The organism is Mucilaginibacter sp. PPCGB 2223, assembly GCF_001705515.1.
Lineage (GTDB): Bacteria > Bacteroidota > Bacteroidia > Sphingobacteriales > Sphingobacteriaceae > Mucilaginibacter.
This window is the reverse complement of the sequence record NZ_MDJS01000002.1, coordinates 736941-763829: the sequence shown is the minus strand read 5'-3', so window position 1 is coordinate 763829 and position 26889 is coordinate 736941. Positions and strand designations below refer to the sequence as shown.

General features: G+C 47.0%; 15 protein-coding genes. 4 read left to right on the top strand and 11 right to left on the bottom strand.

Annotation, left to right across the window (positions count from 1 at the left end):
* Window positions 1-239 precede the first annotated feature (239 nt).
* Both BEL04_RS13735 and BEL04_RS13730 read left to right on the top strand, forming a co-directional pair.
* Window positions 240-3305, top strand: coding sequence for a SusC/RagA family TonB-linked outer membrane protein (locus BEL04_RS13735; RefSeq protein WP_066004810.1), 3066 nt, complete (start codon window positions 240-242; stop codon window positions 3303-3305).
* Between the two features lie 20 nt (window positions 3306-3325).
* Entirely contained in the window at window positions 3326-4834 is a 1509-nt protein-coding gene (locus tag BEL04_RS13730) for a RagB/SusD family nutrient uptake outer membrane protein (RefSeq protein ID WP_066004808.1), read from the top strand.
* Between the two features lie 246 nt (window positions 4835-5080).
* Here the strand turns inward: BEL04_RS13730 and BEL04_RS13725 are convergent, their stop codons facing one another.
* Window positions 5081-7072, bottom strand: coding sequence for an ATP-binding protein (locus BEL04_RS13725; RefSeq protein WP_066004806.1), 1992 nt, complete (start codon window positions 7070-7072; stop codon window positions 5081-5083).
* A 78-nt stretch (window positions 7073-7150) separates the two neighbouring features.
* Window positions 7151-7861 carry a DNA alkylation repair protein gene (locus BEL04_RS13720; protein ID WP_066004804.1) on the bottom strand — a complete coding sequence of 237 codons (711 nt, stop codon included), beginning with the start codon at window positions 7859-7861 and terminating at the stop codon, window positions 7151-7153.
* A gap of 108 nt (window positions 7862-7969) precedes the next feature.
* Between BEL04_RS13720 and BEL04_RS13715 the strand changes: the two genes are divergently transcribed.
* The gene (locus BEL04_RS13715; protein ID WP_066004802.1) at window positions 7970-10675 is read left to right on the top strand and encodes a glycoside hydrolase family 78 protein; all 2706 of its coding nucleotides are present in this window, start codon (window positions 7970-7972) and stop codon (window positions 10673-10675) included.
* 223 nt (window positions 10676-10898) lie between these two features.
* Window positions 10899-12434, top strand: a complete 1536-nt coding sequence (locus tag BEL04_RS13710; RefSeq protein WP_066004800.1) for a hypothetical protein — start codon at window positions 10899-10901, stop codon at window positions 12432-12434.
* Window positions 12435-12478: 44 nt separating this feature from the next.
* On the opposite strand, the gene BEL04_RS13705 is transcribed toward BEL04_RS13710, so the two are convergent.
* The 9 genes from BEL04_RS13705 to BEL04_RS13665 form a co-directional block, all read right to left on the bottom strand.
* A complete protein-coding gene (locus BEL04_RS13705; protein ID WP_066004797.1) occupies window positions 12479-13651 on the bottom strand; it encodes a chondroitinase-B domain-containing protein in 1173 nt (390 codons plus the stop codon).
* A 40-nt stretch (window positions 13652-13691) separates the two neighbouring features.
* Window positions 13692-14813 (bottom strand): glycoside hydrolase family 18 protein, encoded by a 1122-nt coding sequence (locus tag BEL04_RS13700; RefSeq protein WP_083227922.1) that lies wholly within the window; start codon window positions 14811-14813, stop codon window positions 13692-13694.
* Window positions 14813-15976: a DUF5009 domain-containing protein gene (locus BEL04_RS13695; protein ID WP_083227921.1), complete on the bottom strand. Its 1164-nt coding sequence runs from the start codon at window positions 15974-15976 to the stop codon at window positions 14813-14815. Before BEL04_RS13695 ends, BEL04_RS13700 begins: the two co-directional genes overlap by 1 nt.
* Before the next feature lie 13 nt (window positions 15977-15989).
* On the bottom strand, window positions 15990-17168 hold the full coding sequence (locus BEL04_RS13690) for a glycoside hydrolase family 88 protein (RefSeq protein ID WP_066004794.1): 1179 nt from the start codon (window positions 17166-17168) through the stop codon (window positions 15990-15992).
* A 93-nt stretch (window positions 17169-17261) separates the two neighbouring features.
* Entirely contained in the window at window positions 17262-18356 is a 1095-nt protein-coding gene (locus BEL04_RS13685; RefSeq protein ID WP_066004793.1) for an alginate lyase family protein, read from the bottom strand.
* The gene (locus tag BEL04_RS13680; protein ID WP_066005285.1) at window positions 18353-20617 is read right to left on the bottom strand and encodes a glycoside hydrolase family 3 N-terminal domain-containing protein; all 2265 of its coding nucleotides are present in this window, start codon (window positions 20615-20617) and stop codon (window positions 18353-18355) included. The genes BEL04_RS13685 and BEL04_RS13680 overlap by 4 nt, the downstream gene beginning before the upstream one ends.
* Window positions 20618-20876: 259 nt before the next feature.
* Window positions 20877-21596, bottom strand: a complete 720-nt coding sequence (locus tag BEL04_RS13675) for a hypothetical protein (protein WP_066004791.1) — start codon at window positions 21594-21596, stop codon at window positions 20877-20879.
* An 11-nt stretch (window positions 21597-21607) separates the two neighbouring features.
* Complete coding sequence (locus tag BEL04_RS13670; protein WP_066004790.1) at window positions 21608-23224, bottom strand: RagB/SusD family nutrient uptake outer membrane protein; 1617 nt, start codon at window positions 23222-23224, stop codon at window positions 21608-21610.
* Between the two features lie 19 nt (window positions 23225-23243).
* Window positions 23244-26429, bottom strand: coding sequence for a TonB-dependent receptor (locus tag BEL04_RS13665; RefSeq protein WP_066004788.1), 3186 nt, complete (start codon window positions 26427-26429; stop codon window positions 23244-23246).
* Between the last annotated feature and the right edge of the window lie 460 nt (window positions 26430-26889).

Here is a 26889-nt window from a genome sequence, read left to right as displayed (position 1 = left end):
TTCCTTCGCTCATCAGCATGTCACAATATGCCTGAATCACCAGATAGGTGATTATCGCATACTTTCCCGATAGCTGATTCTTTAATATTACAGCCTTTGTAATAAATATAACTGACGTCATGAAGAGCTACACACTCATTATCAAATCGCCTCCTTGATGCTGTGTTTAAAACCCAACCGGTACACAGCCATTTACGCCCCCCGGGGCAAATTCTCAATTAATAATAATTAACAAGAATATGAAACAAAAATTACTCACCATTTTAGTGCTTTTTGCTGTTGGTATAACAAGTGCATTAGCTCAAAGCAAAACTATCACCGGTAAAGTTACCGGTGCCGACGACGGGCTCACCCTACCCGGTGTTTCTGTTAAAGTTCAGGGTACCTCAATGGGTACACAAACCAATGCCGAAGGTAAATTTACCGTTAACGTACCTGCAACGGCCAAAGCTTTGATATTTAGCTACCTGGGCTACGCTTCACAAACGGTAGCAATCGGTTCGCGAACAGTGATCGATGTAAAATTAAACCCCGATACCAAGGCTCTGGCCGAAGTAGTGGTGGTCGGTTACCAAACCATTAAACGTTCAGATGTTGTTGGTGCCCTCTCTACTGTCGACGGCAAAGATCTCGAAGCAAAACCTTTGGCTTCGTTTACTCAGCTTTTGCAAGGTGCCGCAACGGGCCTACAGGTTACAGCTGCAAACGGCCGTCCGGGCTCGAACGCAGTTATCAGGCTTCGTGGGCAGGGCTCTATAACCGCCGGATCTGATCCGCTGATCGTGGTTGACGGTATACAGATCACTACAGCTGCCTACAACGGCCTTAACCCCGATGATATTGAAAACGTAAGCGTTTTGAAAGATGCACAGGCAACTGCAATCTACGGTTCACGCGGTTCGAACGGTGTAATTATCGTTACTACCAAAACAGGTAAAGCAAACGCGCCATCATTACGTTATTCTTTCCGTTTCGGCAAAACACAACGTCAGGATTTCAACAATGTGCGACTGATGACCTCGGCCGAGAAACTGCAATATGAATACGATGCACAATATACCAACCCTACCCTCGACTCGATGATCACCAACAGGGGGTATGTTGTAACTCCGCCATTTCCGGGTGCACCAGGTTCAAAAATTAATTTTATAACACCTGCTCAACGCCAAACCATCTGGGATCTGGCAATAAGCAGGGGCGCCGGCGACTGGAGCAAATATCTGTTCCAGAACGCAACCATGCGTACACACGAGATCTCGTTATCTGGTGGTGCCGATAAATTGACTTATTACCTGTCGGGCGATATTAATGATAACCCGGGTGTTGAACGCTTCTCTGAATTTAACCGTAAGGGCGGCAGGTTAAACGTAACCTACCAGGTAAAAGACTGGTTTAAAGTTGGTACTAATATAGGCGTAACATCAAGCCACGAACAACGTGTGCGCGACGCTTATAACACCCAAAACTCACAAGGCGCTTTATTCTTCTTTAACCCGTACGAGCAACCATATAATGCTGACGGTTCTTATAACTTAACTGCACAAGGTTTTTCACCTTTAGAAGGTGCTGTTAACAACCCTACGCTTTACGACAGGGTAAACCAATTTGGCACTTTTTATGGCGAAGCGCATTTCTTAAACCACTTAACCTTAAAATCGCAATACGCGCTTAACTACAATACATTAGCGTATCAAAGCTATTTGGAACCAGGCTCAAACTTAGCCGGCATATTAGGTTACAACCAAAAGAATGATCAAAACAATACCGATTATTTTTACAGCTGGACAAATACCGCAAACTGGGTTCAAACCATCGACAACAAACATACCTTCAATGCTTTAATAGGTACCGAGTACGATAAAGACCACGTTTACAACAGCAGCTTAACCGGTCGTGGGTTCCCATCGAAGGATTTCACTACCCTGGATAACGCCGCTACACCTACTACCGCGACCACTTCTATTACTGAGTTCTCGCTGATCTCTTATTTCGCAAGTTTATCTTACGATTTCGACAAACGTTACTTTATTAACGTAAGCGGCCGCCGCGATGGTTCGTCACGTTTTGGCGCCAATGTAAGGTTTGCAAATTTCGGTGCTATCGGCCTTGCATGGGATATCAAGAACGAAAAGTTCCTGACGCTGCCAAACTGGGTGTCTGAATTGAAATTGCGCGGATCATACGGTACAGCAGGTAATAATACCATACCTGAGTATACCCCGTACGGTACCTACTCGGTTACAACCAAATACAACGACCAAACTGCGCTTATTCCTTCAAAATTATCTAATCCTAATTTAACCTGGGAAACCGGTTATACCAAAGATGCAGGTTTAACTTACGGGTTTTTGGACGGCCGTATTACAGGCGAACTGGATTGGTATAACCGTGTGAACAAAAATCTTCTTTACCCTGTAAACGTTTCGCAAACAACCGGCTTTACTTCGTATACCGGTAATATTGGTGCCGTACAAAACCAGGGTATTGAGCTTGCGATAAACGGTGCTGTGATTCGTAAAAAAGATCTGAAATGGAATGTAAGCTTCAGCTATTCGCATAACGATAACAAGATCACCCAGCTTTATTCTGACAACGCCGCAGGGCAGGCAGCATACGGTATAACCAAGTTGGTTGTAGGCCAGCCAATAAACGTGTACTTTTTAATGCGCGAAAAAGGTGTTGACCCTGCCGACGGCCAGGAAGTATACTACAACATCGATGGTACCGAAACAAAAACCTATGCAGGCAGCCAGGCTGTAGTATTAAGCGGCAAATCGCCGATTGTTAAATATTTTGGCACCATAGGCACCGATGTTAGCTACAAGGGTTTTGATTTTGACGCACGCTTCTACTACTCTGGTGGTAACTGGATCTTCAACGTAGTCGATCAGGATGCAACATCAAGCGGTGATGTTTCAACAAACTTGCTTTCGTACGCTGCAAATTACTGGAAGAAACCGGGCGATGTGGTTCCTTTTCCAAGAGTTCTTGACCCGGCAACAGGTAAACCTGACACTAAACAGGCAACCGAATTTTTCACCGATAAATACCTGCAAAAAGGCGATTACGTAACACTTAGAGATGTAACATTAGGGTATACTGTACCCGGTAAATATACCAAACGATTAGGCATAGCAAACATCAGGGTATTTGCCCAGGGTACTAACCTGGCCACCTGGACCAAGTTCCACGGTAACCCCGAAACAGGTGATGCCGGCGAAACCACAACTGCAAACGGTACACTTTACCAATACGGATATCCGCCAATTAAAGGTTACACCTTTGGTATAGATGTTAGATTTTAAGGCTCATTAAATTAAATAAGATGAAAAAAATATTATATACAGCTGCGTTGGCCTCTGTTTTAGTAGCAGGATGCAGTAAATCGGATCTGGACTTATACCCGTACAACCAGGTGGCAACCGAACAGGCTTTTAATTCGCAACAGCTCGTTCAGTTCGATATCAACGGTATGTACCAGGGCTTAAGAGCTTCGGGCTCATACGCCGTGGGTACCTGGAACATTATAGCTGATGTTTTGAGCGATAACCTGGTACTTGACCAGGTGGGCAGGCAAAGTTTAAAAACTTACTACCAGTATACTTATAGCTCAAACTCTACTTATGGCCTGTTCACAGGCGGCTATACAGTTACCAGGCGTGCAAACGCTATATTGGAAAATATAGATAAACTGCCTGACGGTACCTTTAAAAATGATGCGAGAGGACAAGCACTTGCTTTAAGGGCAATGTTGTACTTTGATATGGCCCGCGTATACAGCAAAACCTATTTAAACGCTTCGGCATCTGATTTTACATTGCCTTATGTAACTACCAGTTCGGCCACTAACGTGCCTCCGAGCGAATCGTTACAAGGTTTTTATGGTAAAGTAATAGCCGACCTGGTTGCCGCCGAGCCGTTGATCAACCCTATAGCTACCAATACCAACATCTATCTAAACAGGGAAGCTGTTGCAGGTTTGTTATCGAGAGTATATTTATACAAAGGCGATTATGCCAACTGTATTGCCGAAGCAAACAAAGCTTTGGGCACTACTCCCAATCTGCCAAACATCGCAACTTTTCCTTCAATCTGGACGGATGCAACCAACGCCGGCGTATTGTTTAAGGTTAAAAACACCAGCTTGGATAATATCAACAGCCCTGGTGTAAACTACTATCAGTTTACCACCCGCCCTACTCCGACCAGTACTCAAAACGGCTATAAATCTGAGTACCTGCCCGACTTTAGCTTCTACCAGTTGTACGCAGCTACCGACGTAAGGAAATCAGCGTATTTCCAAACAAACTATTACAACGGTACGCTTTACAACCATATTATCAAATATGCCGGCAGATCGGGACCGCCAGAGCTGGGTATAGGTATTCCAAACCCATCTGTTAGTTCGGCAAATCCTGCCGGCGTGGTCGACGGTAAATTGCTTAGAACAGCCGAAGTACTTTTAAACCGGATGGAAGCTGAATACAGAAGCGGTGCCATACCTGCTGCCGTTGCCGACCTGGTTCTGTTAAAATCTAACCGTTACACCGGTTACGACCCTACAGCGGATAACCTGTTGACGGGCGCCCCGTTACTTAACGAGATCTTAAAACAACGCCGTTTAGAGCTTGCCTTTGAAGGCGACAGGTTCTGGGATTTGAAACGTTTAAATTTACCGGTACAGCGTGATGCTACGCATGGCGAAGCGGCAGATGGTTCGGGTGTTCCGCCAAATGTTGCAACTTTACCTGCCGGCGATAACAGGTTCAATCTGCCTTATCCACAATCAGAAATCAACTTTAACCCTGGTATTAAACAAAATCCAGGTTATTAATCAGCCTTATTCTTTCTATAAAAAGGCCGCCTTTTGGGGCGGCCTTTTTTTGTGATGCACCTTCATCGAAATGGTAAACAGATGACATTCAGATGTTTTTCGGCAGATACTAAAGGTGAGTTTCGCCTATTTGCAAAAGACAGGGCATTATAATTTTGAGTTACCAAGTTTTTTCATTTCGGAAATAATTGGAACAGTTAAGTTAATAGATTAAGAAAGTCAATTGCGCGAGGCAATTGGCTTTTTTTAGTTTAAGGGCAATGTGAACCAGAAAGTGCTGCCTTTGCCCGGTTCGCTTTCCACGCCGATATCGCCGCCATGACGCTTCACAATTTCGGCACAGATGTACAAACCCAGCCCCAGGCCGGTGTATTGTGCACCCGAATGGTCGACACGGTAGTAACGATCGAACAGGAAGGGGACCTTCTCCCGAGGAATACCCGGACCGCTATCCTGTACTGATATTCTGGCAAAGTTACCGTCCTTTTCTACTTTCAGTATGATGTCTCTCGAATCGGGCGCATATTTAACCGCGTTATTCACAAAGTTTACTACTACCTGGTCAATGCGGTGCTCGTCGGCGTTTACCTGCAATTGGGCATCACCCTCAAAAACCAGCTCGTGTTTGCCTGCCATACGCACATGGCTGCAGCAGCTTTTCAGCAGGTCGGCAATAACAAAAGTTCTTTTATCCAGGTGCAGTTGCCCTTCGGTCATGCGGTTCACATTGAGCAGGTCGTCTATCAATGTACTCATCTTTTTCATACTCCGGTTGGATTGCTCAATGAGCTTGACGTGCATCGGTGAGTAAGGTTTGTTTTTAATCAGGTCGAGCAATTGCAGCGACGCTTTGAGACTGGTGATCGGCGTTTTGAGTTCGTGGCTGGCAATACTCAAAAAGTCATCCTTGCGCTGCTCATAGTGCTTGGTTTCGGTAATATCACTTATAACCACTACCATATGCGTGGCCTGCCCCTGCTCATTGTACCTTGTTTTGCCGTGCGCACTTACCCAATGTATGGAGTTATCGGGCCACCCGATCTGATACTCGGCGCTGTAGATTGCTTTATTGGCTATTGCCTCAGCGATCAGCAGCTTTATTTGCTCACGGTATTCGGGTAAAGTAGCATTCAGCACGTCGCGGTAATTCAGTTCAGCGTCTTTTGATGATCCATAGATTTTTTTAAACTGATCGCTGCTGATCATATGCCCTGTCTTAAGCGCTATCTCGGCCGAACCCAGCGCACCGGCCTCAAGCGCTATCTCCAAACGTTGCTTGGCTTCGGCCAGTTGCCTGGCAGTTTCAACCTGTTCGGTAACTTCGGTAGCCGCCAGCATAATCCCCATTACTTCGCCCGCATCGTTTTTAACCGGTTTGTAAGTAGCGTTAAAGTAAGCTTCGTTGATCATGCCGCCGCGCATCACCGGCGCCTTTATCCCAAAACCCTGATGCTCACTGCCGGTAGTATATACTTCCTTTAAAATGTCCATATACGGGTGCCCGATCATTTCGGGGCGTGAAGCTAATAGCGGCTTGCCAACAATATCAGCCGTCCGGCCTATCAGGTTGAGCATACGCTCGTTTACCTGATCTACAACCATATCGGGCCCGTTGTAAATGGCTATGGCTACAGGCGCCTGGCTCACCAGGTTACGAAAGCGGTTTTCGCTCTCGTACAATTTTTGATTAGATTCCTCGAGTTGTAACACCTTGCGCCGCAACTCCAGTTTATCTATCACCTGCTGGGCCAGTACAATGAGGCCCGATATTTGCTGCCGGCTCAGTTCGTGTGCCCGGGTATCTATTACACAGAGTGTACCCAGTGCAAAACCATCACTATTCACCAGGGGCACCCCGGCATAAAATACAATATGCGGGTGCCCCGTCACCAGCGGGTTATCAGCAAAACGTTCGTCTTTATGGGCATCATCCACGATCATGATCGGTTCGGCGGATGTAATGGTATGTGCACAGAACGAATATTCGCGCGGGGTTTGTGTTTCGGTGGTGCCTTTGTGCGATTTGAACCATTGCCTGTCTTTGTCGACAAGGCTGATCAACGCTATAGGTGTTTGGCAAATGATCGAGGCCAACTCCGTCAGGTCGTCAAAATCCTTTTCTTCGGCAGTATCTAAGATATGGTACGAGTGTAATGCGGCAATACGCTCAGCTTCGTTGGGCAGTCTCGGCGGTACAGAAGGCGGAACAGCTGCGGTTCCGGCGGGGTTCTCTATCATCACACTCTTAAAGCAGATCCGGGTAAAATAGTTTTAAAGGTAAGTAAATTTTTCAAGGCCGCTACAAGGGCGACTGTATCAGCATTTTACTTCTTTTTTCTTTTTCCCTACTGCTCCCTTGTTTTTTACTTTCATAATATATTCAATGGCATCAGGCACCTTGCACGCTGTGCCGTTCATGTCGACAGTTACTACGCCCACGGCTTTGGCGGCAGCGATGGCTTCGTCGCTTAACGGGGCCACATAGCTCCCAACAGCTATTAAAAAGCCATTCATTTTTTGGCGCACGCGGTTTGGCGAAGTGTGGATAGTGTTTTTCACCCGATCCATCAGCTGTTTTATTTTTGGCAGATCGAGCTGATCATCGGGTGTAAGAGCCAGGTGGCAGCTTAGGGTCGACCAGCCCGCAGCCATCACATGCGGCTTATCGCTGTCTATCCACTCCAAACCTAACTCATACCCGTATTTTCCCTGCGATGCTACCCATGGAACGGTATATTCGTTAATGTTATTTGATAAGGCATTTTTTACCCACTCATCCAGGTCGGCTTTGGTCATACGGTTATCGTCCGTTATCAGGCCGGCAAGATACATCGCATCGGCATTGCCTGTGGCATATAATCCTTTGGCCAGTTCGTAATCCTTTTTTACGCGCTTCTGTATTACTTTAAGATATTCGATCTTCACGCCAAAAAAAGGCTCGAGGATGCCATGTTTCACCCATATTTTTTTGACGCTTTCGCTGCCGTTGGCTTGCAGCTCGTCCATAATTTCGTTTACTGTGGCCATGACCTTGTGATGAGTTTAAGATATAAAGATAAACTATTTACTATCAAAAAAACATTATATTGGCTTTGCTAATCAGCAATATAAAACCCGAATCTTAACAGTATCTCCATGTTAAAGTATCTCACACTATCAGCTGCGATCGTTTGTCTGTCGCTGCTTGCTCCCATATCATCACACGCGCAAAACTTACAGGTAAATGATCTGATGGTAGAATATATGCATAATCCGGCAGGCATCAGCAGCCTTAGCCCACGTTTTAGCTGGAAACTTACCGCGGCCGAGCGAAATACCTTGCAGGCCGGCTACGAGATCAGGGTAAAAAACGATAAGGGCAAAGTGTGGGACAGCGGAGTTCAGCACAGCGATCGGTCGGTAAACGTAATTTACGCGGGGCCTGCACTAACTTCTAAAACAAAATATTACTGGCAGGTAAGGATAAGCGATAACCACGGCCATACCACCAAATGGAGCAATGTTAACTTTTGGCAGATGGGCTTGCTGCAGCCCGGTGATTGGTCGGCTAAATGGATAAGCGTTGCCGTTGCGGATACGGTTAAAAATGCCAGCCCGATGTTCCGTAAGGCGTTCCGCATCTCAAAAAACATCAAATCGGCTATGGCGTATATTACCGCGCATGGTTTGTACGAAGCACATTTGAACGGGGCAAAAATCGGCGATAAATGCCTTACCCCAGGCTGGACGAGCTATAACAACCGGGTACTGTATCAAAGTTATGATGTGACGCCTATGCTCAAAAAAGGCGATAACGCCATCGGTTTTGTTTTGGGCAACGGCTGGTACAGCGGTGGCATAGCGCATAATACTTACGGTACCAAAGTAAGCGGCCTGCTGCAACTGGAGATCACTTATGCTGATGGCAGCAAGGATCTGATCAAAACCGACGAAAGCTGGAAATACAATTACGGCCCGGTACGCTACGCAGATATTTATAACGGCGAAACTTATGATGCCCGGCTCGAAAAAGCCGGCTGGGACCAAAGCGGTTTTAACGATGCGGATTGGAAAGCCGTTGGCATACTACCTTTTGGCCCTGAAGCGATAACCAGCAGTATCGGGCCATCGGCGGGGGAGCATGAGATATTTAAACCGGTAAAGCTCATCCAAACACCGCTGGGCGAAACGGTGATCGACTTTGGGCAGAACCTTGTGGGCTGGGTTCGCTTTAAAGTAAAAGGCCCGGCGGGCACGGTGATCAAAATAAGCCATGCCGAGATGCTGGATAAGCCCGGAAATTTTTACACAGCCAACCTGCGCGGCGCCAGGCAGCAGATACAATACACTTTAAAAGGCAGCGGCGAAGAAACTTATGAACCGCGTTTTACCTACCAGGGTTTCAGGTATATCAAGATCGAAGGTTACCCCGGTAAAGTAAACCCCGATGATTTTGCAGCGATAGCGGTTTATTCGGATATGAAAACTACGGGCAGCTTTGCCTGCTCTAATCCACTCATCAACCAGCTGCAGCATAACATTACCTGGGGGCAAAAAGGCAATTTTGTTGATGTGCCTACCGATTGCCCGCAGCGCGACGAACGCCTGGGCTGGACGGGCGACGCGCAGGCTTTTTCGCGCACAGCTGCGTTTAATATGGATGTTGTAGGCTTTTTTACCAAATGGCTGGCCGATATGAAAGCCGACCAGCAGCCTGATGGCGCAGTGCCTTTTGTAATACCAAATGTACTCGGAAAGAATGCTGTCGCATCAACCGGCTGGGCCGATGTAGCGACCATCGTACCCTGGAACATGTACCTGGCCTATGGCGACGAAAAATTATTAGCCGATCAGTACGGCAGCATGAAGGCCTGGGTTGATTACATGACCGCGCATAGCTCCGGCGATCTGTGGAACAGGGGTACGCACTTTGGCGACTGGTTGTTTTATAGCCCTGGCGATGATAATGATGGTAAAGCCGCCATTACCGATAAATATTTGATCGCACAGATATTTTATACGCACTCGGTACAACTGCTCATCAATGCTGCACAGGTATTGAACAAACAAAACGAGGTAACTAAATACACCGACCTTTTAACCAGGTTAAAGAAGGCGTTCATCCACGAATACGTAACGCCGAACGGCCGGCTGGTATCAGGCACACAAACCGCTTATGTGTTGGCGCTTAACTTTGATATGCTGCCCGAAAACCTGCGCGCCCAGGCAGTTGACCGGTTGGTTGATAACATCGGCGATTACCGTTTCCACATCACTACAGGTTTTTTGGGTACGCCTTACATCTGCCAGGTGTTAACCCGCTTTGGCCATTTGGATATGGCTTACCGGCTGCTGCTGCAGGAAACTTTTCCATCGTGGTTATACCCGGTAAAACTGGGCGCCACTACAATTTGGGAACGTTGGGACGGCGTGCGTACCGATGGCAGCTTTGAGGCCATCACCATGAATTCGTTTAACCACTATGCTTACGGTGCCATAGGCGACTGGATGTACCGCACCATTGCCGGCCTGGATAATGATGACACCGGCCCGGGTTATAAAAGGATACTCATAGCGCCACGACCCGGCGGTAACTTAACCAGCGCTAAAGCCGAACTGGAAACCATGTACGGCAAGGTTGTGTCTGGCTGGAAGATCGATTCGGCTAAATTCAGGCTCATGGTTATTATACCGCCTAATGCCACAGCTACTGTTGTACTGCCAAATGCCTCAGGTAAAACAGTAACCGAGGGCGGCGAATTGATATCTGCATCGAAAGATATCAGTAATATAAACACTGATGGTCCGGCCGTTAAACTTAACGTAGGTTCGGGCACTTACAACTTTGAGTACGGCATGTAAGGCGCTAAAAAAACACTATCCTATCTATACCAAACATTCAGCGATTTTAACACACCGAAGATTGCAGATACGAATAAATACTGCCATTATTAACTAATTTAAAGGTTTTCTTATCACTTGCAGGGGTAAGGCAACTGCCTAACCGCATCGTTCCTCACCCAACCAAATTGTATGGCGGCAGTCTAAAGGGTTATATTTAATGCTGATATAAACCTTTTTCGAAATGACATTCACTACTCTGAAACGCTTCGCTGTATTGGGCCTTGCCGCGTTAACCATAACGGCTTTCCACACCGGTAAAAAAGACGGCTGGCAATCAAAATTTGTTACCCTTAACGGGGATGGTTCCCTCGCCTATCATCCCGATAAGGATGGCGGCACGCTGCCTGATTTTAGTTTAGTTGGTTATCACCAGAACGATGTACCCATCCCCGATGTGCCCGTTGTAAAAACCATTGAAGCACCAAAAGATGGCGATGCGGGGCAACTGATACAGGATGCTATCGACGAGCTATCCAAACGCTCGCCGGATGCCAGCGGCTTCCGCGGCACACTCCTGTTAAAGAAAGGAACTTACAAAGTTGCCGGGCAGCTTTTTGTAAAAGCCGGCGGTGTAGTGCTGCGTGGCGAAGGCGATGATAAAAACGGCACGCGCATTATTGCCGCAGGAACCGGCCAACGCACTTTGTTAAATGTAGAAGGCTCTGGCTCGATACGCGAAGTCGGCGGCTCGCGGGTCAAGATTACCGATAGCTTTGTACCGGTGGGTACCAAATCGTTCAATGTCGAGTCGGCAGCAGGTTTTAAGGTTGGCGACCCGGTCATCCTGTTTCGCCCAAGCCCTCAAAACTGGATACATGATCTCAAAATGGATCAGATAGTAGAGCGCGAAGGCACCAAACAATGGAAAGCCGGCGAATACGATATGCATTACGAGCGGGTAATTACCAAAATTGAAGGCAACAAAGTGTTTATCGATAACCCGGTGGTGCTGCAGTTGGAAGCTCAATATGGTGGCGGCGCATTGTATAAATACACTTTTAACACCCGCATACAGGAAGTTGGGGTGGAGCATATTTACTTCGAATCGGAGTATGCCAGCGAAACCGACGAAAACCATGGCTGGATAGCCGTAGGCTTTAAAAACACGGCCAATGGCTGGGTGCGCAACGTAAGCGCGCGTTATTATGGCTACGCCTGTGTAAGCCTCGAAGGTGGCACACGCAATATTACCGTAACCGACAGCAAATGTGTCGACGCCAAATCGCAGATCACCGGCGGGCGTCGTTATTCGTTCAACAATACAGGCCAGCTCAACCTGTTTATGAACTGCCATGCCGAAGACGGCCGCCACGATTATGTAACTGGTGCGCGCGTTTGCGGCCCGAACGTGTTTTACAACAGCACCGCCAAAAACGAACATGCCGATATCGGCCCGCACCACCGATGGTCGTCGGGCACGTTGTATGATAACATTGTTACCGATGGCGAGATCAACGTACAGGATCGCGGGTATATGGGCAGTGGCCACGGTTGGAGCGGTGTAACGCAGATACTATGGAACTGCACCGCCAAAAAAGCGGCAGTACAAAAGCCCTGGGTAAGCGGCACCAATTATTGCATCGGCTTTCACGGCACCGAAGATCCCGGTCACTTTAAAGACCGTTGGGCTGGTGAATGGGAAGGTCGCGATAAGGATGGGCTGCAACCGCAATCGTTATACATGGCGCAGTTGAACGCCAGACACGCGGGCAAATAAGCAAAAAGATAAAGGGCCAGGATTTATTTCCTGGCCTTTCTCATTTAATTATAAACTATAGTCTTCTGGGTATTGGTAAAAACATTATCCGTGAACTGATTATCAAACGGTGCAACATCCTGCATCGTGCGCGATGGGTAGCGGTTCACATCAAACTTGCCTGCCCAGTCCGCATTTTTGCTATCGCCAACCAAAATACCTGTCTCGGCATTGCTGATATGGTTATTTTTAACGGTACAGCCGCTTGGCGCGATATAAAAGCCGGTAACCTCTTTGCCCTTAGCCATGCCGTACATTAAACGGATAGCGGTTTTGATATTACTGATATTGTTATTACTGATAGTATGCCCGGTGCCGTTTACACGGATACCACCTATGCCGCCTTTAAAAGTATTACCATCAACTAAACAATCGTGGCCGCCGCGCATCACGAGCTCGCCCTGGCAATCCTCAAAATAATTGTTGAGGTATTTATTGCCGGTACTTTTATTGCTGATCACTTCAGGCTCGCCATCGCAATGGATAAAAGTATTGTTCTGCACCGTAGCATTGGGCACCAGGTTGCCGAGTAATATCGGGTCCTGCCCTATCTGCACGCACTCGCCGCCATTGTAAATGGGCCAGGTAACTTTGGGTTTATCTTTAAAGGTGTTCTTTTCTATCAGGGTATATTTCGGGCAATCCTGCTTGGTAACTTTTACCTGTACCTCCATATTATCGATATCGGTAATAAAGCTGCAATGATCTACCTGGTTGTGCTCACCATAGCCCGATATCACTACGATAGGCATAAACTGGGTTTTGGCTGTATTTTGGGTGAAGAAGCAGTTCGTCATCCGGCAGTTTTTGGTATTGAAAAACTCTACCAGCACGGCATTCTTGCCATCCTTTTTAAATACGTTACAGCCTTTAAATGTAAAGCCATCCAACACAATGTAATTGCCGGTAACATTAAAAACATGATCGTAAACATCCTCAGTAAAGGTTACTTTATCCTTGCCTTCGGCTTTGATAGTGATGGGTTGTTTTTCGGTACCCGATACAGCAACGTTAAGCAATAGGTCTTTGTAAGTTCCGGCGGCGATCACGATATTATCGCCGGGTTTTACCTGGCTAACGGCCTGGTCAAACTCCTGCTGGTTGTGAATGGTGTAGTCTTTGCAAATTGCCGTGGCCGTTAAACTGCCAAACAAGGCTAATAGTACGATCTTTTTCATAGTTTATGGTATTTATAGTGGTTTCCCTTGTGGGAAGAACTTATTTTACTTTATTTAAATCTTCGTTCACCTCGTCAAGCAGGTAGCTTTTCGGATCTGAGTCGTATTCCCAGAACATGACGCCCGCCAGCTGGTGTTGCAAAACATATTTACATTTATTGTCTATCGACCAGATGTCATCGTACGTTACAAACTGGTGATTGATATTACTAAACAGGTACGGGGCCATCGCTGCCGTATCGCGGTAAGCAATAAAGCCTAAAGCTTTATCCGTGAGTAAACTGTCGCGGATCATATCATAACCTAACTGCCTCAAATGTTTCGAATTGATATCGCCCAGGCCTTTTTTTGCGGAATCTGGCAGTTGAAATACCCTCCCATAAAATGCTACGCCCAAAACCATTTTTGAAGCTGGTACTCCTGCTGCAATGTAAGCCGAGACCGCATTGTCGGCATTATCGCGCCCGGTATAGGTTTTTGATGCGTACAGGTTGGTATGATGGATGGCACTGCCGTTACCAAAATAATCGTAGGTCATCAGGTTGATATAATCCAGATAAACTGATGCTTTATTCATCTCGGTATGGCGTAAAAAATTGGAGAAGCCGCCGGTGGCTGTGGTGAGCAGCATGGGCTTGTGCAGTTGCAAGCCGAGCCCTGTCAGTTGCTTTCTTAACTCGGCGAACATGAGGGTGTAGTTCTGCTTATCTTCCTTACGGTTGATGTTGCCGTTGCCGGTTTGATCGGGGTATTCCCAGTCAATATCGATGCCATCGAGATTGAACCGTTTGACAATTGCGATGGCACTGGCCGCAAACGCCTGGCGCGAGGTATCGCTCAATACCGCATCGGAAAAACCGCCACTCCATGTCCAGCCACCTATCGATATCAATATTTTGAGCCTGGGATTTGCTTTTCTCAGTAAGGTAAGGTTGCGCAGATTAACAGTATCCGTACGCTCACGCGATAAGATGGCCCGGTTAGCGATCACGTTGACAAAGGCGTAATTCAAGTGAGTGATCTTGCTGGCATCCACCATCCCGGGTTTGATGAGGCCGCGATAACCGCCTACGTAGCCGATGATGACCTTTTGTTGCCCAAAAGCTACAAGGCCCGGCAAGGCCATCAGCATAAAGAAAATATAAGTGCGTATCGCTTTCATCAAACTTTCAATCTTAATCGTACACGCTGCATTAATCCTACCAATATGATCACACAGAACGCCATCGCGAACGAGCGGATAATACCTCCCGCGCCTTCGTCAAAAAGGTCGGGATAGTCAAAATCAGTCAGTTTCATGATAAAGAATATCAAATAAGGCAGCAGGTAACAGGTCAATGTACTGGTACCTGCCGGCCGCAATATTTTAAACCAGTTTTGCTTGCCGCGGATATCGACCAGGTAAACCAACAGTGAATAGATGATCAGGCTGATGCCGGTGCAAATAAATACCCATGGCGGTGTGGAACGTATCTTGGATATACCATCGGCATACGGGCGGATGAGCAGGCCGATAGCGATCAGGCCTATGGCGATAATGAGCTGCACCATGAGGAATTTATTAAACACTGCATGGTATTTGCGATATAAAGCGCCGGTTACAGCTCCAGCCATTACCAGCGCTACCGATGAGCAATCGTTCAATATCCAAAGGCGGATGTCCTCATCGTCGATAACGGTATGGAACACCATATTGGCCGCGGCGAATACAATGAGCGTTATCCATAATATTTTGGTGCTCCCCTTGCTGTAGAAGTAGATTAACGCGCATACCAGGTACGACCAGCCGATAATGCCCAATATACCCCACCATTGCGGACGCATGTGCGGATGCTTAACCGAGCCTTTGTAAATAACGGCCAGCACCGCAAGGGTAATATAACCTATCGCAATGAGCGCATATTTGAGCTTTTTGTTGACCTTTCCCGGATAATCGAGCCAGATGAGAAAGAAGCACAGGGTAGCGATGATACCCCAGGCCGCTACCGGGAAAGCTGCCGTGCGCGAATAGGTTTCCATGTTCACCTGGTAAAAACCCATTACGATCAGAGCAAAAGCCCGGTACAGGATATACTTAACCGTACCTGATGAAGTCTCCCATTTCAGCTTGCGGTTTTCGAGCGCGAAAGGGAGCGAAAGCCCTACAATGAACAGAAACGCCGGGAAAATGGTATCCGCAAAGCCCATGGCGTCGGCGTGGCCGTCGGCATGATCGATCCATCGCGGTACGTTTGTAACGCCGCTCAGGTCGTTCACGAAAATCATGAAGAACATGGTAATGGAGCGAAATACATCAATTGATAATAAACGACGGGGTGCTTCCATTGCCATGTCTTTTTTAGCGTTTCGTGCTGCGCAGTAAGGCTTCCAAGTAATAATAATCGGCGTAGTTGATCGGTACGTCGATCTCGCTTTTGGCCGGGCGGTGGCCGGTGCTGTGCAGCAGGATAAAGCCGGCATCCTGGTTTGGCGGCGTGAGGTAGGCACTACTGCTCAGGCTGCTTAATATTTTATCTGCTTTTTCGCGGTAGTCGCTATTTTTTACATAACCCGATAACTCATACAGTGCCGAAGCGGTGATGGCTGCGGCCGAGGCATCGCGCGATATGTTGGGGATCTGCGGGTCGTTGTAATCCCAGAAAGGTACCAGGTCTTTCGGCATAGTCGGGTTGCTGAAGATAAATTTAGCGATATGCTGTGCTTGTTCCAGATATTTTCTATCGTGTGTTTCGCGGTAGCACATGGTGTAGCCGTACAGGCCCCAGGCCTGCCCACGCGCCCAGGCCGACTCATCGCTGTAGCCCTGGTGGGTTTGTTTTTTGATCACGGCGCCGGTTTCGGGGTCGTAATCAACTACGTGGTATGAGCTGTAATCGGCACGGAAATGGTTTTTCAGGGTATGATCGGCATGCGAAACAGCGATCTTGTAAAATGAGGAATCGCCGGTGAGTTTGGTCGCCTTAAATAACAATTCGAGGTTCATCATGTTATCGATGATCACCGGGTTTTTCCATTGGTCGGCATTATGGTCCCATGAGCGGATAACACCTGTTTTGGGGTTAAAGCGCGTACTCAGCGACTTTGCAGCCTGGATCAATACTTTTTTATAGGCTTCGTTATCGGTTAAACGATAAGCATTGCCGAAGCTGCAATTGATCATAAAACCCAGGTCGTGCGTACCTTTGTTATATTGCTCCTTTTGGATCTTCGCCGTGTAGATCTCGGCCTGTTGCTTCCATTTCGGGTCGCGGGTGTAATCGTACAAAAACCATAGCTCGCCCGGGAAGAAACCACTCGTCCAGTCGCTGGATTTTACCAGTTTGAATTTACCGTTCTCAAAAGTTCGTGGCGATACCTTATTGCCGGTGGTATCGGCAGTAGGTATCTGGCTCAACATATAAGTTACTTGATTGGCCGCATTGGCGAATTGCTTTTTTACATCCACCTTTTGGGCAGATGCCGATGCGATGGTTAGCAAAGAAACAGCGGTAGTTAGCAGGTAGTTCCGGGTGCGCATAATTTTATTTTGTTGTTATCTGATTATATTATCTCGCAAAGGCGAGAGGGCGCTAAGCTTTCCTTTGCGGCTTAAGTGCCTTTGCGTGCTTTTCTATTTCGGTCCGGTTGGTTTTGTAATTTTATTCAACAATAGTTCCCAGTTATCATCGGTATTACCTCCTGATATTTGTTTGATCACCGGCACATAAGCATCATCAAAATAGGCGGCCTGCGATAAAACGTAGATAGCTGTTTTGGGAATGAAGTTTTTTACCTGGTATCCTTTTTCGCCGTTCTGGGCGCGCGCCCTGTCGAACTTGGCTTTGCTGTTGGCAAACTCGGCATGGGTAAGCTGACCGGTAACGTAAGGAATCATGAAATCGACCGAGCGTTTGATGGACGATTTGGTATACGATTCTTCGTTAAAATAGTTTTTACCTGTGGCGCGATAGATGGTCCTGATGGTGCTCAGCAAAGGCTCAAGCGTATAAATGTGGTAATGAAAAGCATCGCGTTCAACAAAATCGTAGCTTGAGCCATCAGGATACAGATCCACTCCCAATTGTGCCATCAGCTCTTTCGGGATATCCTTATCATACTTTTTGGTGTGGATGGTATAGGCTATCAGCGTGATGATCTTAATGCGGTGCGAGTTCCAGTTGTTGATGGCCGTACCCTTGCCGGGCCGTGCATGATCGCTGTTCAGTTCGCCATCGGCAATACTATCCAGCCACTTGTCGATCGTCTTACGGACATCGGGCTCAACCTGGTCGCGCACCATATCGTAACCTGCAAATAAGGCTTCGAGTTTAGTTTCGTCGATAGGGTCGCCGGTCGATTTGTTGGTTTTGGCCCAGGCCAGCAGGTACTCCTGTACTTTGGTCAGATATTTTTTATCGCCGCCAACCCGGTAAACCAATGCCAACGCGTAAATTTTATCGGCATCGCGCACCGCTTTTAAGCTGGCTACCTTGTCGGGATCGCCTTCCAGGTGTCCTTCGGATAATATTTTAACGATGGGATTGGGCGCCTCGCCGAGGGCGGCATCGGCCTCCGACTGGAACGAAGCGTAAAGTTTTTGGGCTGAAGCATCGCTTTTGATAGTTTGCTTCAGCAGATCGAATTCGGTGTTCGAAAGGCCCACATACTGAGCCTTAGCTAAACCGAACAAACCGGCGAATGCGATCAATAAAGCTATCTTTCTCATAAATGTGCAGAAGATGTGGTGGCTGTCAGTTCAAAATTGGTTTCGAGCACGATATGATCGGAAGAGTTGCCAATCATCAGTTTAAACTGGCCGGGCTCGGTTGTCCATTTCATCGCCTGATCGTAAAAAGAAAGTTTCTCTTTATCAACAGTAAAAGTCACCTCGCGGCTCTCGCCTGGTTTCAGGTAAACTTTCTGGAAGCCTTTCAGCTCCTTTATCGGGCGGGTTACGCTGGCTACCATATCGCGCAGATATAATTGCACTACTTCGGCACCGGCGTATTTGCCTGTGTTTTTAAGCGTGCAGGTAGCGGTAAGCGTCTCGCCGTTGGTGATCTTTTCCTTACTCAGTTTCAGATCGGTAAGGCTGAAAGTTGTATAGCTTAAACCATATCCAAAGGCATATCTGGGTGTGTTAGGCAGATCGATATAAGCCGATTTGTACAGAACATCCTTAGGATTGACGACCGGACGGCCGGTATTTTTCTGATTATAATACAACGGTAACTGGCCTTCGGCACGCGGGAACGACATCGGCAATTTTCCGGATGGATTGTAATCGCCAAAGATCACATCGGCCATGGCATTACCGGCTTCGCTGCCCAGCCACCAGGTATACAAAATGGAATTAACGTTATTGGCTGTCCAGTTAAATATCAGCGGCCGGCCCGCCATTACCAGCACAATCACCGGTTTACCTGTTGCTTTAACTGCTTTGATCAGCTTTTCCTGCACGCCAGGCAGGTGTATGTTGGTACGGCTCTTAGCTTCACCGCTCATATCATAGGCTTCGCCAACTGCCATGATCACTACATCGGCATTTTTGGCCACGTTCACCGCTTCAGCAAAGCCGCTTTCCTGCTCGTCGTTGATATTGCAGCCTTTGGCATAAATGAGTTTGGTTTGTTTGGATACTTTGTTTTCCAGGCCTTCGTATAGGGAAATTAGATGATCATTATCCCATTTCACCGACCAAAAGCCCATCATATCGATATTGGATTTAGCCAGTGGACCGACAACCGCTATCGAACCTATATTTTTTGAAAGCGGTAGCAAGTCCTTTTCGTTTTTCAGTAATACGATGCTTTTATCGGCTACCTCGCGGGCAGTTTTTTTATTGGCGGGGTCGTTTAACACTTTAGCCTCACGCTCAGGGTTGCTAAAGCGGTAAGGATCATCGAATAAACCCAGTTCAAATTTTTTACGCAGGATACGGCGCACGGCATCGTTCACCAGGTCGACAGATACCTTACCATCGTTCACCAGCTTTACCAGGTTATCAACATAACTGTGGCTCTCCATATCCATATCGCTGCCGGCGGTGATAGCTAAACGACCGGCTTCTGATTTATTTTTGGCGAAGCCATGCGCAACCATCTCGCCTATCGAACCCCAGTCGCTCACTACAAAGCCCTGGAAGTTCCATTTACCTTTTAAAATATCGCGCTGTAAATAAACATTGCCAGTTGCCGGAATACCGTTCAGCTCGTTAAACGAGTTCATGAAAGTAGCTGCGCCTGCATCCAGCGCGGCTTTAAACGGTGGCAGGTAAACTTCCCAAAGCTGACGGTCGCTCATATCAACCGAGTTATACTCGCGGCCGGCAACACCTGCGCCATAAGCGGCAAAGTGCTTGGCGCAAGCCATAATCGCGTCAAGGTTACCCAGACCATCGCCCTGGAAACCTTTTACACGTGCCGTGGCTATAGCCGAACCGAGATACGTATCTTCGCCGGCTCCTTCCATCACGCGGCCCCAGCGGGCATCGCGGGTAATATCAACCATAGGCGCAAACGTCCAGTGCAGGCCGGATGCTGCTGCTTCGGCAGCTGCGGTGCGGGCCGAAAGCTTAACGGCATCCATATCCCAGCTGGCAGCTTCCGCTAATGGTATCGGGAAAGTAGTACGGTAGCCGTGGATCACATCCAGGCCAAAAAGTAAGGGTATTTTTAATCGTGATTGTAAAGCCAAAGCTTGTACATCGCGTGTATCTTTAGCGCCGCGCACATTGAGCATTGAGCCAACGCGGCCGGCTTTAATATCTTCGGTTTTGGTACTGTTAGGCGAAAACGGTCCTGTTGCCAGGCGGTCGCCGGTGTATTGGTTTAACTGGCCAACTTTTTCCTCCAAAGTCATTTTCGCCATCAGGGCATCTATTTTGCTTTCTATATCGGCTGCACTATTTTTATTTTGCTGCTGCGCAAAAGCCACACAACTAATGCCGGCTAAACAAAACAGGGCCAAAAACCTTTTTTTAAACATTTTAAGATTATTTATCTGCCTTTTGCGAATGCTTTGCACATTGTAAAAAGCATAACTGTAATTAAAGGGATTGCTGTCCCCGTATTAAAAATTTAATTTCTGTGTGAATTACAGTCATGTAAAAATATTTTTAAACGATGAGCTATAATTCCACCTTAACAGCTAACTGTTAAGCTTAATTTACATCTGGGTGTTATTTATTAATCAGGGTGGTTTTAATAAAGCGTGCTACTATACAGCAGCACGCTTTATAGATTTGTTATTGTGGAGGGAAAAAGAACGGCGGAGGGTTTGTACTTCCGCTTAATACGTCAATTACTCCATTGGTTGCCAGTAAATCGCTCACGTTAACGTTAATGCTGGTGTTCAGCACAATCGGGTAATCCAATTGCGATGTAACTGTATTGGCGTTGGACACGTGCACCATCATGGTTGAATTTGGATTGGGGTTAAAAGTACCCGGCGCCAAAAACGTAGTTGGATTGGTAGTGTATACCCCGGCAGGCGCCAACGTTTGTATTTCCTGGTCTTTGGTTACCGATAAATTACGGTGTGTATAGGTTCCCAGCAAAATCAGGTATGAAAGGTAGTTCTTCACATCTGTTTTCGAATAGCTTTGCCACTTGGTGCCGACTGCCGAGCCATTTTTGTATTTGGCCCAAAGCTGGCCGGTTACCACCGTATTTTGCAGGAATATATAAGTACGGTTAGGCTTGGTGTATTCGTTGGTATCGATACCTGAATAGATGATCCCGTCGTACATACGGCGGAAGATCGTATCGCTTGGCGATGCGTTTTGATAAGCGCGCGATTTTAGATAGCCCCACGCCGTTTTGTAAACGTGCGCATCGAGCGTATCGTCGAGTGAGCGGTTATAGTCTTTTTGCAGACTTAAACCTGCCAGCGAACATCCGGACATTAACGAACCGATGCCCAGAAATGCAACTGCTATTATTGAAAATATGGTTATTCTTTTCATGGCTGTTTTAATTAATATCCCGGATTTTGTTTCAGTAATTTATTAGCGTTCAGCGCGCTCTGGCTAACCGGCCAGTAGTACCTGTTTGGCGCATCGATAAAGCCCCTCGTATCAGGTGTTGTAACCGTAACACCGCCAACCACTGAGGTAGTAGCGTTACGCTGATTTAAGATAGGGTCCATGATCTGGTGAACGCGACCGGTACGTACTAATACAAACCAGCGTTTGCCTTCGCCCAGCAATTCGTATTTCGATTCGTTGATGATTGCGTCGATCATACTTGCCTGCGTTGGCACTGCACTGGCTGCGATACCGGTTGATGAAGGTGTTGTTGCCTGGTACCTTGCGCGGATGTACACAAAGTTGAGGTACTTAAGTGCGTTGGTGAGATCGCCCAGCTCGGCATAACATTCGGCCATCGAAAGGTAAATGTCGGCCAAACGGTACATCGGCAGGTACACGTTGTAATTGGCATTGGCAGTTGCCGGTGTGATACCACCCGAGGTTGGCGTTAAGTTGTAGTATTTATACAACATGTTGATATGGTTAAGCGTATTTACAGTATCGATACTTTTTGATACGCGTACATCTGTTTTATAGAAACGTTTAAAATCGATCTGGAAAGCAGGGTCTAACTGTACCGGGTTGTTGCTTGTACCTACGAAAACAGGTATACAGGCACAACCGTTTGCGGTATAATCCCAATAGATGCTCCAGATCGGCTCGACCGAGTTTGCCGGTGTAAGGAAGTTGTTCTTCCAGTTGGTACCGGTTTCGAGCGCACCGATCGGGTTTCCAGCCGGAAGGGCATAAGTTGTCCCGGTTGCATTTTTAGCCTTTTGCAGGTTAGTGAACCAGGTTAGTGCGTTGTTCCAATCAGCCGCGCCGCCGCCACCGCCGGTTGGGATGCTTGCACGCCACATGTAAACATCGGCCATAACAGCACAAATAGCCGCCTCGTTCATGTACCAAACAGTTGGCGTCTGGTTTTTTTGGATCAGGTTGTAAGCCTTGTTCAGGTCAGGAATAATCAGCGAGTCGATAATAGTTAAAGCTTTGGTACGCGGTTTACTGCCCGAGGTAAGGATATCTGTATAAGGCTCGGTCCAAACCGGCGCATCGCCCCATAACCTTACAATGTAAAAATAACTTTCGGCACGCATGGCATAAGCCTGGGCCAGCGAGTTGTTTACTGTAGCTTGGGTAAGGTTGATATCGTATTGCAGAACATTCTGATAATTTGCTATACCCAGGTTACAGCGGGTAATTACGCGGTATAAACCTGCCCAGTCGGTAGCCTGGTTACCAAACTCGATGGTGTTGTTGGCCATCTCGTTCACGCTGTAAGTAGCATAGGTAGACCCTTTAAAGGTTTCGGTACGAACATCGCCCCAATAGTGGTAACGGCCACCGGTACCCTCGTCCGAACCCGACCCCGTACCTTCCATCTCTTCCTGGAAAGCTGAGTAGATACCGGCCAGACTTGCTGTAATATCTTTACCGTTTTTGAAATAGTTGTCGACCTCAACACCGCTCGGCGGATCGAGAGTTATACTTTTTTTACAGCTGCCCACCAATGCCAACAAGCCTAAAAGCGATGCAACAATTAATATATTTTTTGTTTTCATGATCTTGATCTTTGTTGTTTTAGAAACCGATGTTTACACCTATACCCAGTTCACGGCGACGAGGGTACTTACCATTGTCAAATCCTGGTTGTAAAAAGTTGCTTGTTGTAAACTCCGGATCGTACCAGCTGTAATTTGTCCAGGTAGCCAGGTTGTTGCCATATACATACACATTGAAAGTTTGTATTTTGGCTTTGCTCAACAGGCTTTTCGGCAGGTTGTAAGTCAGCTTAGCGCTTGTTAACCTGATGAATGCGCCGTTTTCGAGATACAGGCTGTTTTCGCCGTTTGCGATAGAACCGTAAGTATCTTTAACCGAGCCGTTCATGTTTGGATAGATAGCAACATCGCCGGGATGTATCCATGAGTTGTAGATAGCGGCTACAGTCGGCGGTGTATAGTTCGACGATTCGAGGTTCAAACCGTTGGCAATAGAGTTGTATATTTTATTACCGAACGATGCATTGAAGGTAACGTTCAGGGTAAAGCCTTTATAGGTAAAGAAGTTGGTGATGCCCCAGAATACTTTTGGAATACCGTTGCCCAGCACCTGGCGGTCGTTCTCATCTATCACACCATCGTTATTGATATCCTGCCAAATGGTAGCGCCACCGTTCAGCACTTTCCCATTACGGGTCATCTGCCTGATGGTACCGGTATAAGGGGTTCCATCGGGCTCTGTATAACCGGTTGCAGTAGTACCGGCTGCGTTTACGCCAATGGGAGTTAACATGTTGCCGGCGGCATCGTATGCGTTAGATACATCCCAGCGATAAACGCCTAAGTTTTTCAACAGGTAAAAATCGCCGATATGGCCACCCTGCGTAACCAGGTATGAACCTTGTATCGCAGTAGCGGTAGAGGCCAGCGATGTGATCACCGCGGCATTCTGGAAAGTGATGTTTCCGTTGATATTCCACGAAAAATCTTTCTTGGCAATCGGCGTACCGGTCAGTGTTACCTCAAAACCATGGTTCTGGATATTACCTAAGTTGATAGCTCCAGATTTTAAACCGGTTTCTTCAGGCAATATCTGCGATGATAATAACCCGTTTGTTTTTTTGATATAGTACTCCGGCGTAACGGTTAAACGGCCGTTGAACATGGTCAGGTCCAAACCAAAGTTTTGGGTTTGGGTTTGCTCCCAGTGTAAGGTTGGGTTACCCAGGTTGGCACTTACATAAGCGCCATTGTTACCAAAGTACGAACCGCTGTTGTTGGCAACCGTGCCTGCACCAAAGTTAAGCAGGGTAAGATATAAAAAGTCGTTACGCAGGTTATCATTACCCAAAGTACCTATGCTGTAACGCAATTTGGCATCATCGAGCCATTTTTTCGACCAGGCCATGAAAGGCTCGGCCGAGAAGCGCCATGCTGCACCGAACGCGCCAAAATTACCATACTGGTTAGCCGGGCCGAACCTTGAAGAGCCGTCGCGGCGGAAGGTGCCGTTAACAATGTATTTGTCTTTATACCCATACTGTGCGCGTGCAAACACCGACTGGGTTGCATAATATGATGATACGTAAGTATTGGTAGCTGATGACTGGGTTAAAAGGTCGGCGGCGGTTGATACACGCACATTTTCGCTCAGGTAGTTCTGCAGGCCGATATTAAAGCCATTATCCTTGTGGTGATCATAGCTGGTACCTAATACGGCAGTAATGTTGTGGTCTTTGCCTATGCGTTTGTTATAGTTAAAAAAAGCTTGTATCTCGTACGACAGCTTGGTGTCGCTGCTGCTCGAACCGCTGTTTGGCCCCAAAGCTCCCGATGTTATCGATAGCGGGATAAAGGTTTCAGTGCCGTTCAAATCTAAACGTCCGTTGAACGAAGTAGTGAACTTAAGATCTTTTGTTAGCTGGTAACTGCCGGTAATATTATCCTGAATAATATAATTAGTAGGATAATTCTGGGCGTATAATGCATAAGCCACCGGGTTACGTTTGGATTCTACGTAGCCGGCCATCGAGCCGTCGGGCCGGTACAGCGATACCCATGGGTTACGCTGGAATACCGTACTGGCCGTGTTGCCAACATCAATTCTGTTACCGGTAACGTATCCTAAAGAGATGTGGTTGGTGATCTTGAACTTATCCGAAGCCTGGAAGTCGGTATTGAAAATGGTTGTAAAGTTTTGTGCGTAGCTATTGATAATGATCGAACGGTCGTTAAAATAGTTGAAGCCCAGGTAATACAACACTGCTTTCGAGCCACCGCTAACGGTAAGGTTAATGTTGTCTTTATTACCGGTGCGGTAAAGCAGGTCCTGGTACTCGTTATCCTGGTTATCAAAAACCGAAACCGAGTCGGGGTTAACCGCTGCTCCGGTACCCGCACCACCGTTTTCAACACGGCGGTAGTAAGTGATATCGCGTGGCGAAGTAGTTTGCAGTTTATGGGCCAGTTTACCAAACAAGTGGTAGTAGTTGGCCGTAACTTTCATTTTGCCTTCTTTACCGCCTTTGGTGGTGATAATGATTACACCGTTAGCGCCGCGCACGCCATAAATGGCGGCCGATGCAGCATCTTTCAGCACTTCGATAGATAAGATATCCTGAGGGTTCAGGAAGGTAGCGTCGTCATTCAGGACACCGTCGATAACATACAATGGACCATTACCACCGCTTAACGTTGAAGCCCCGCGCACCTGCACGGTGCCTTGCGAAAGCGGGTCGCCGCCATCGGTAGTTACCTGCGCGCCTGCTATCTGGCCCTCCAAGGCATCGGCAAGACTAACAGGCTGGCGCTCTTGTATCTGTTTAGCGCTTACACTGCTGATAGAGCCCGCCAAATCGCTTTTGGTCACGGCCTGGCCGTAACCGGTTACGATAACCTCGTTAAGGTTGGTCGAATTGTCTTCTAATTTAACGTTGATAACAGTACGGGTACCAACTACTTCTTCTTTGGGCAATAAGCCGATATAGCTGATCACCAATACAGATTGTGCATTGGGCACGGTGATGGTATACTTTCCGTTAACATCGGTAACGGTACCCAGTGTGGTGCCTTTTACTTTAACGGTGGCCCCGATTACGGTTTCGCCTTTACCATCGGTAATGGTACCGCTAATTTTAATGGAGCTTTGAGCATATAAGGATGCCGAAAATATCAACAGCAAAACCGGGAGTATCAATAACAGCCGCATTGCCGCTGCTATAAACCGTTTGCCGGACATTAAGTTTTGAGTACAAATTTTTTCCATATCAGTAATTTTAATTAGGATGGGTTAGTATTTAACTGGTTAAAACGGACGCGTGCAAACCGGAGGTATTATTTTTTAATACCATCGGAAATAATTATTATATCCGTTATAATTTAGTTGGTCGAGGCGCTTAACTGTGGCGCGTTAGGTTGGGGAGGGGTACTGTTCTCTTCATAAAATTTAGTTTAAAACTTGGTTAATTTATTAGTTGGTTTAAGCACTCGGGTATTAAAAAATCACAATTGGTTTATGCGGCCAGGCAGGCCTTCCGGGTAGCTCATTCAACCGGATTTACACCCGGCATTAGCCTAACCGATGTGTAAATGTAAAGTACAATTTGTGGCAAATGCAAGTAAAAAAAAGCCATTTCGGGGCGCTTTTTAAGCGTATCATTTTTTTTGATACGCTTAAAATTTATTGCGTTCACAGTGTAATTTGGCACAAAAAATTCGTTAAACGT

What these genes read in the sequence shown, in the direction of transcription:
- BEL04_RS13735 (WP_066004810.1), top strand. Translation starts at nt 240, where the DNA reads ATGAAACAAAAATTACTCACCATTTTAGTGCTTTTTGCTGTTGGTATA.
- BEL04_RS13730 (WP_066004808.1), top strand. Translation starts at nt 3,326, where the DNA reads ATGAAAAAAATATTATATACAGCTGCGTTGGCCTCTGTTTTAGTAGCA.
- BEL04_RS13725 (WP_066004806.1), bottom strand. Translation starts at nt 7,072, where the DNA reads ATGATAGAGAACCCCGCCGGAACCGCAGCTGTTCCGCCTTCTGTACCG.
- BEL04_RS13720 (WP_066004804.1), bottom strand. Translation starts at nt 7,861, where the DNA reads ATGGCCACAGTAAACGAAATTATGGACGAGCTGCAAGCCAACGGCAGC.
- BEL04_RS13715 (WP_066004802.1), top strand. Translation starts at nt 7,970, where the DNA reads ATGTTAAAGTATCTCACACTATCAGCTGCGATCGTTTGTCTGTCGCTG.
- BEL04_RS13710 (WP_066004800.1), top strand. Translation starts at nt 10,899, where the DNA reads ATGACATTCACTACTCTGAAACGCTTCGCTGTATTGGGCCTTGCCGCG.
- BEL04_RS13705 (WP_066004797.1), bottom strand. Translation starts at nt 13,651, where the DNA reads ATGAAAAAGATCGTACTATTAGCCTTGTTTGGCAGTTTAACGGCCACG.
- BEL04_RS13700 (WP_083227922.1), bottom strand. Translation starts at nt 14,813, where the DNA reads ATGAAAGCGATACGCACTTATATTTTCTTTATGCTGATGGCCTTGCCG.
- BEL04_RS13695 (WP_083227921.1), bottom strand. Translation starts at nt 15,976, where the DNA reads ATGGAAGCACCCCGTCGTTTATTATCAATTGATGTATTTCGCTCCATT.
- BEL04_RS13690 (WP_066004794.1), bottom strand. Translation starts at nt 17,168, where the DNA reads ATGCGCACCCGGAACTACCTGCTAACTACCGCTGTTTCTTTGCTAACC.
- BEL04_RS13685 (WP_066004793.1), bottom strand. Translation starts at nt 18,356, where the DNA reads ATGAGAAAGATAGCTTTATTGATCGCATTCGCCGGTTTGTTCGGTTTA.
- BEL04_RS13680 (WP_066005285.1), bottom strand. Translation starts at nt 20,617, where the DNA reads ATGTTTAAAAAAAGGTTTTTGGCCCTGTTTTGTTTAGCCGGCATTAGT.
- BEL04_RS13675 (WP_066004791.1), bottom strand. Translation starts at nt 21,596, where the DNA reads ATGAAAAGAATAACCATATTTTCAATAATAGCAGTTGCATTTCTGGGC.
- BEL04_RS13670 (WP_066004790.1), bottom strand. Translation starts at nt 23,224, where the DNA reads ATGAAAACAAAAAATATATTAATTGTTGCATCGCTTTTAGGCTTGTTG.
- BEL04_RS13665 (WP_066004788.1), bottom strand. Translation starts at nt 26,429, where the DNA reads ATGGAAAAAATTTGTACTCAAAACTTAATGTCCGGCAAACGGTTTATA.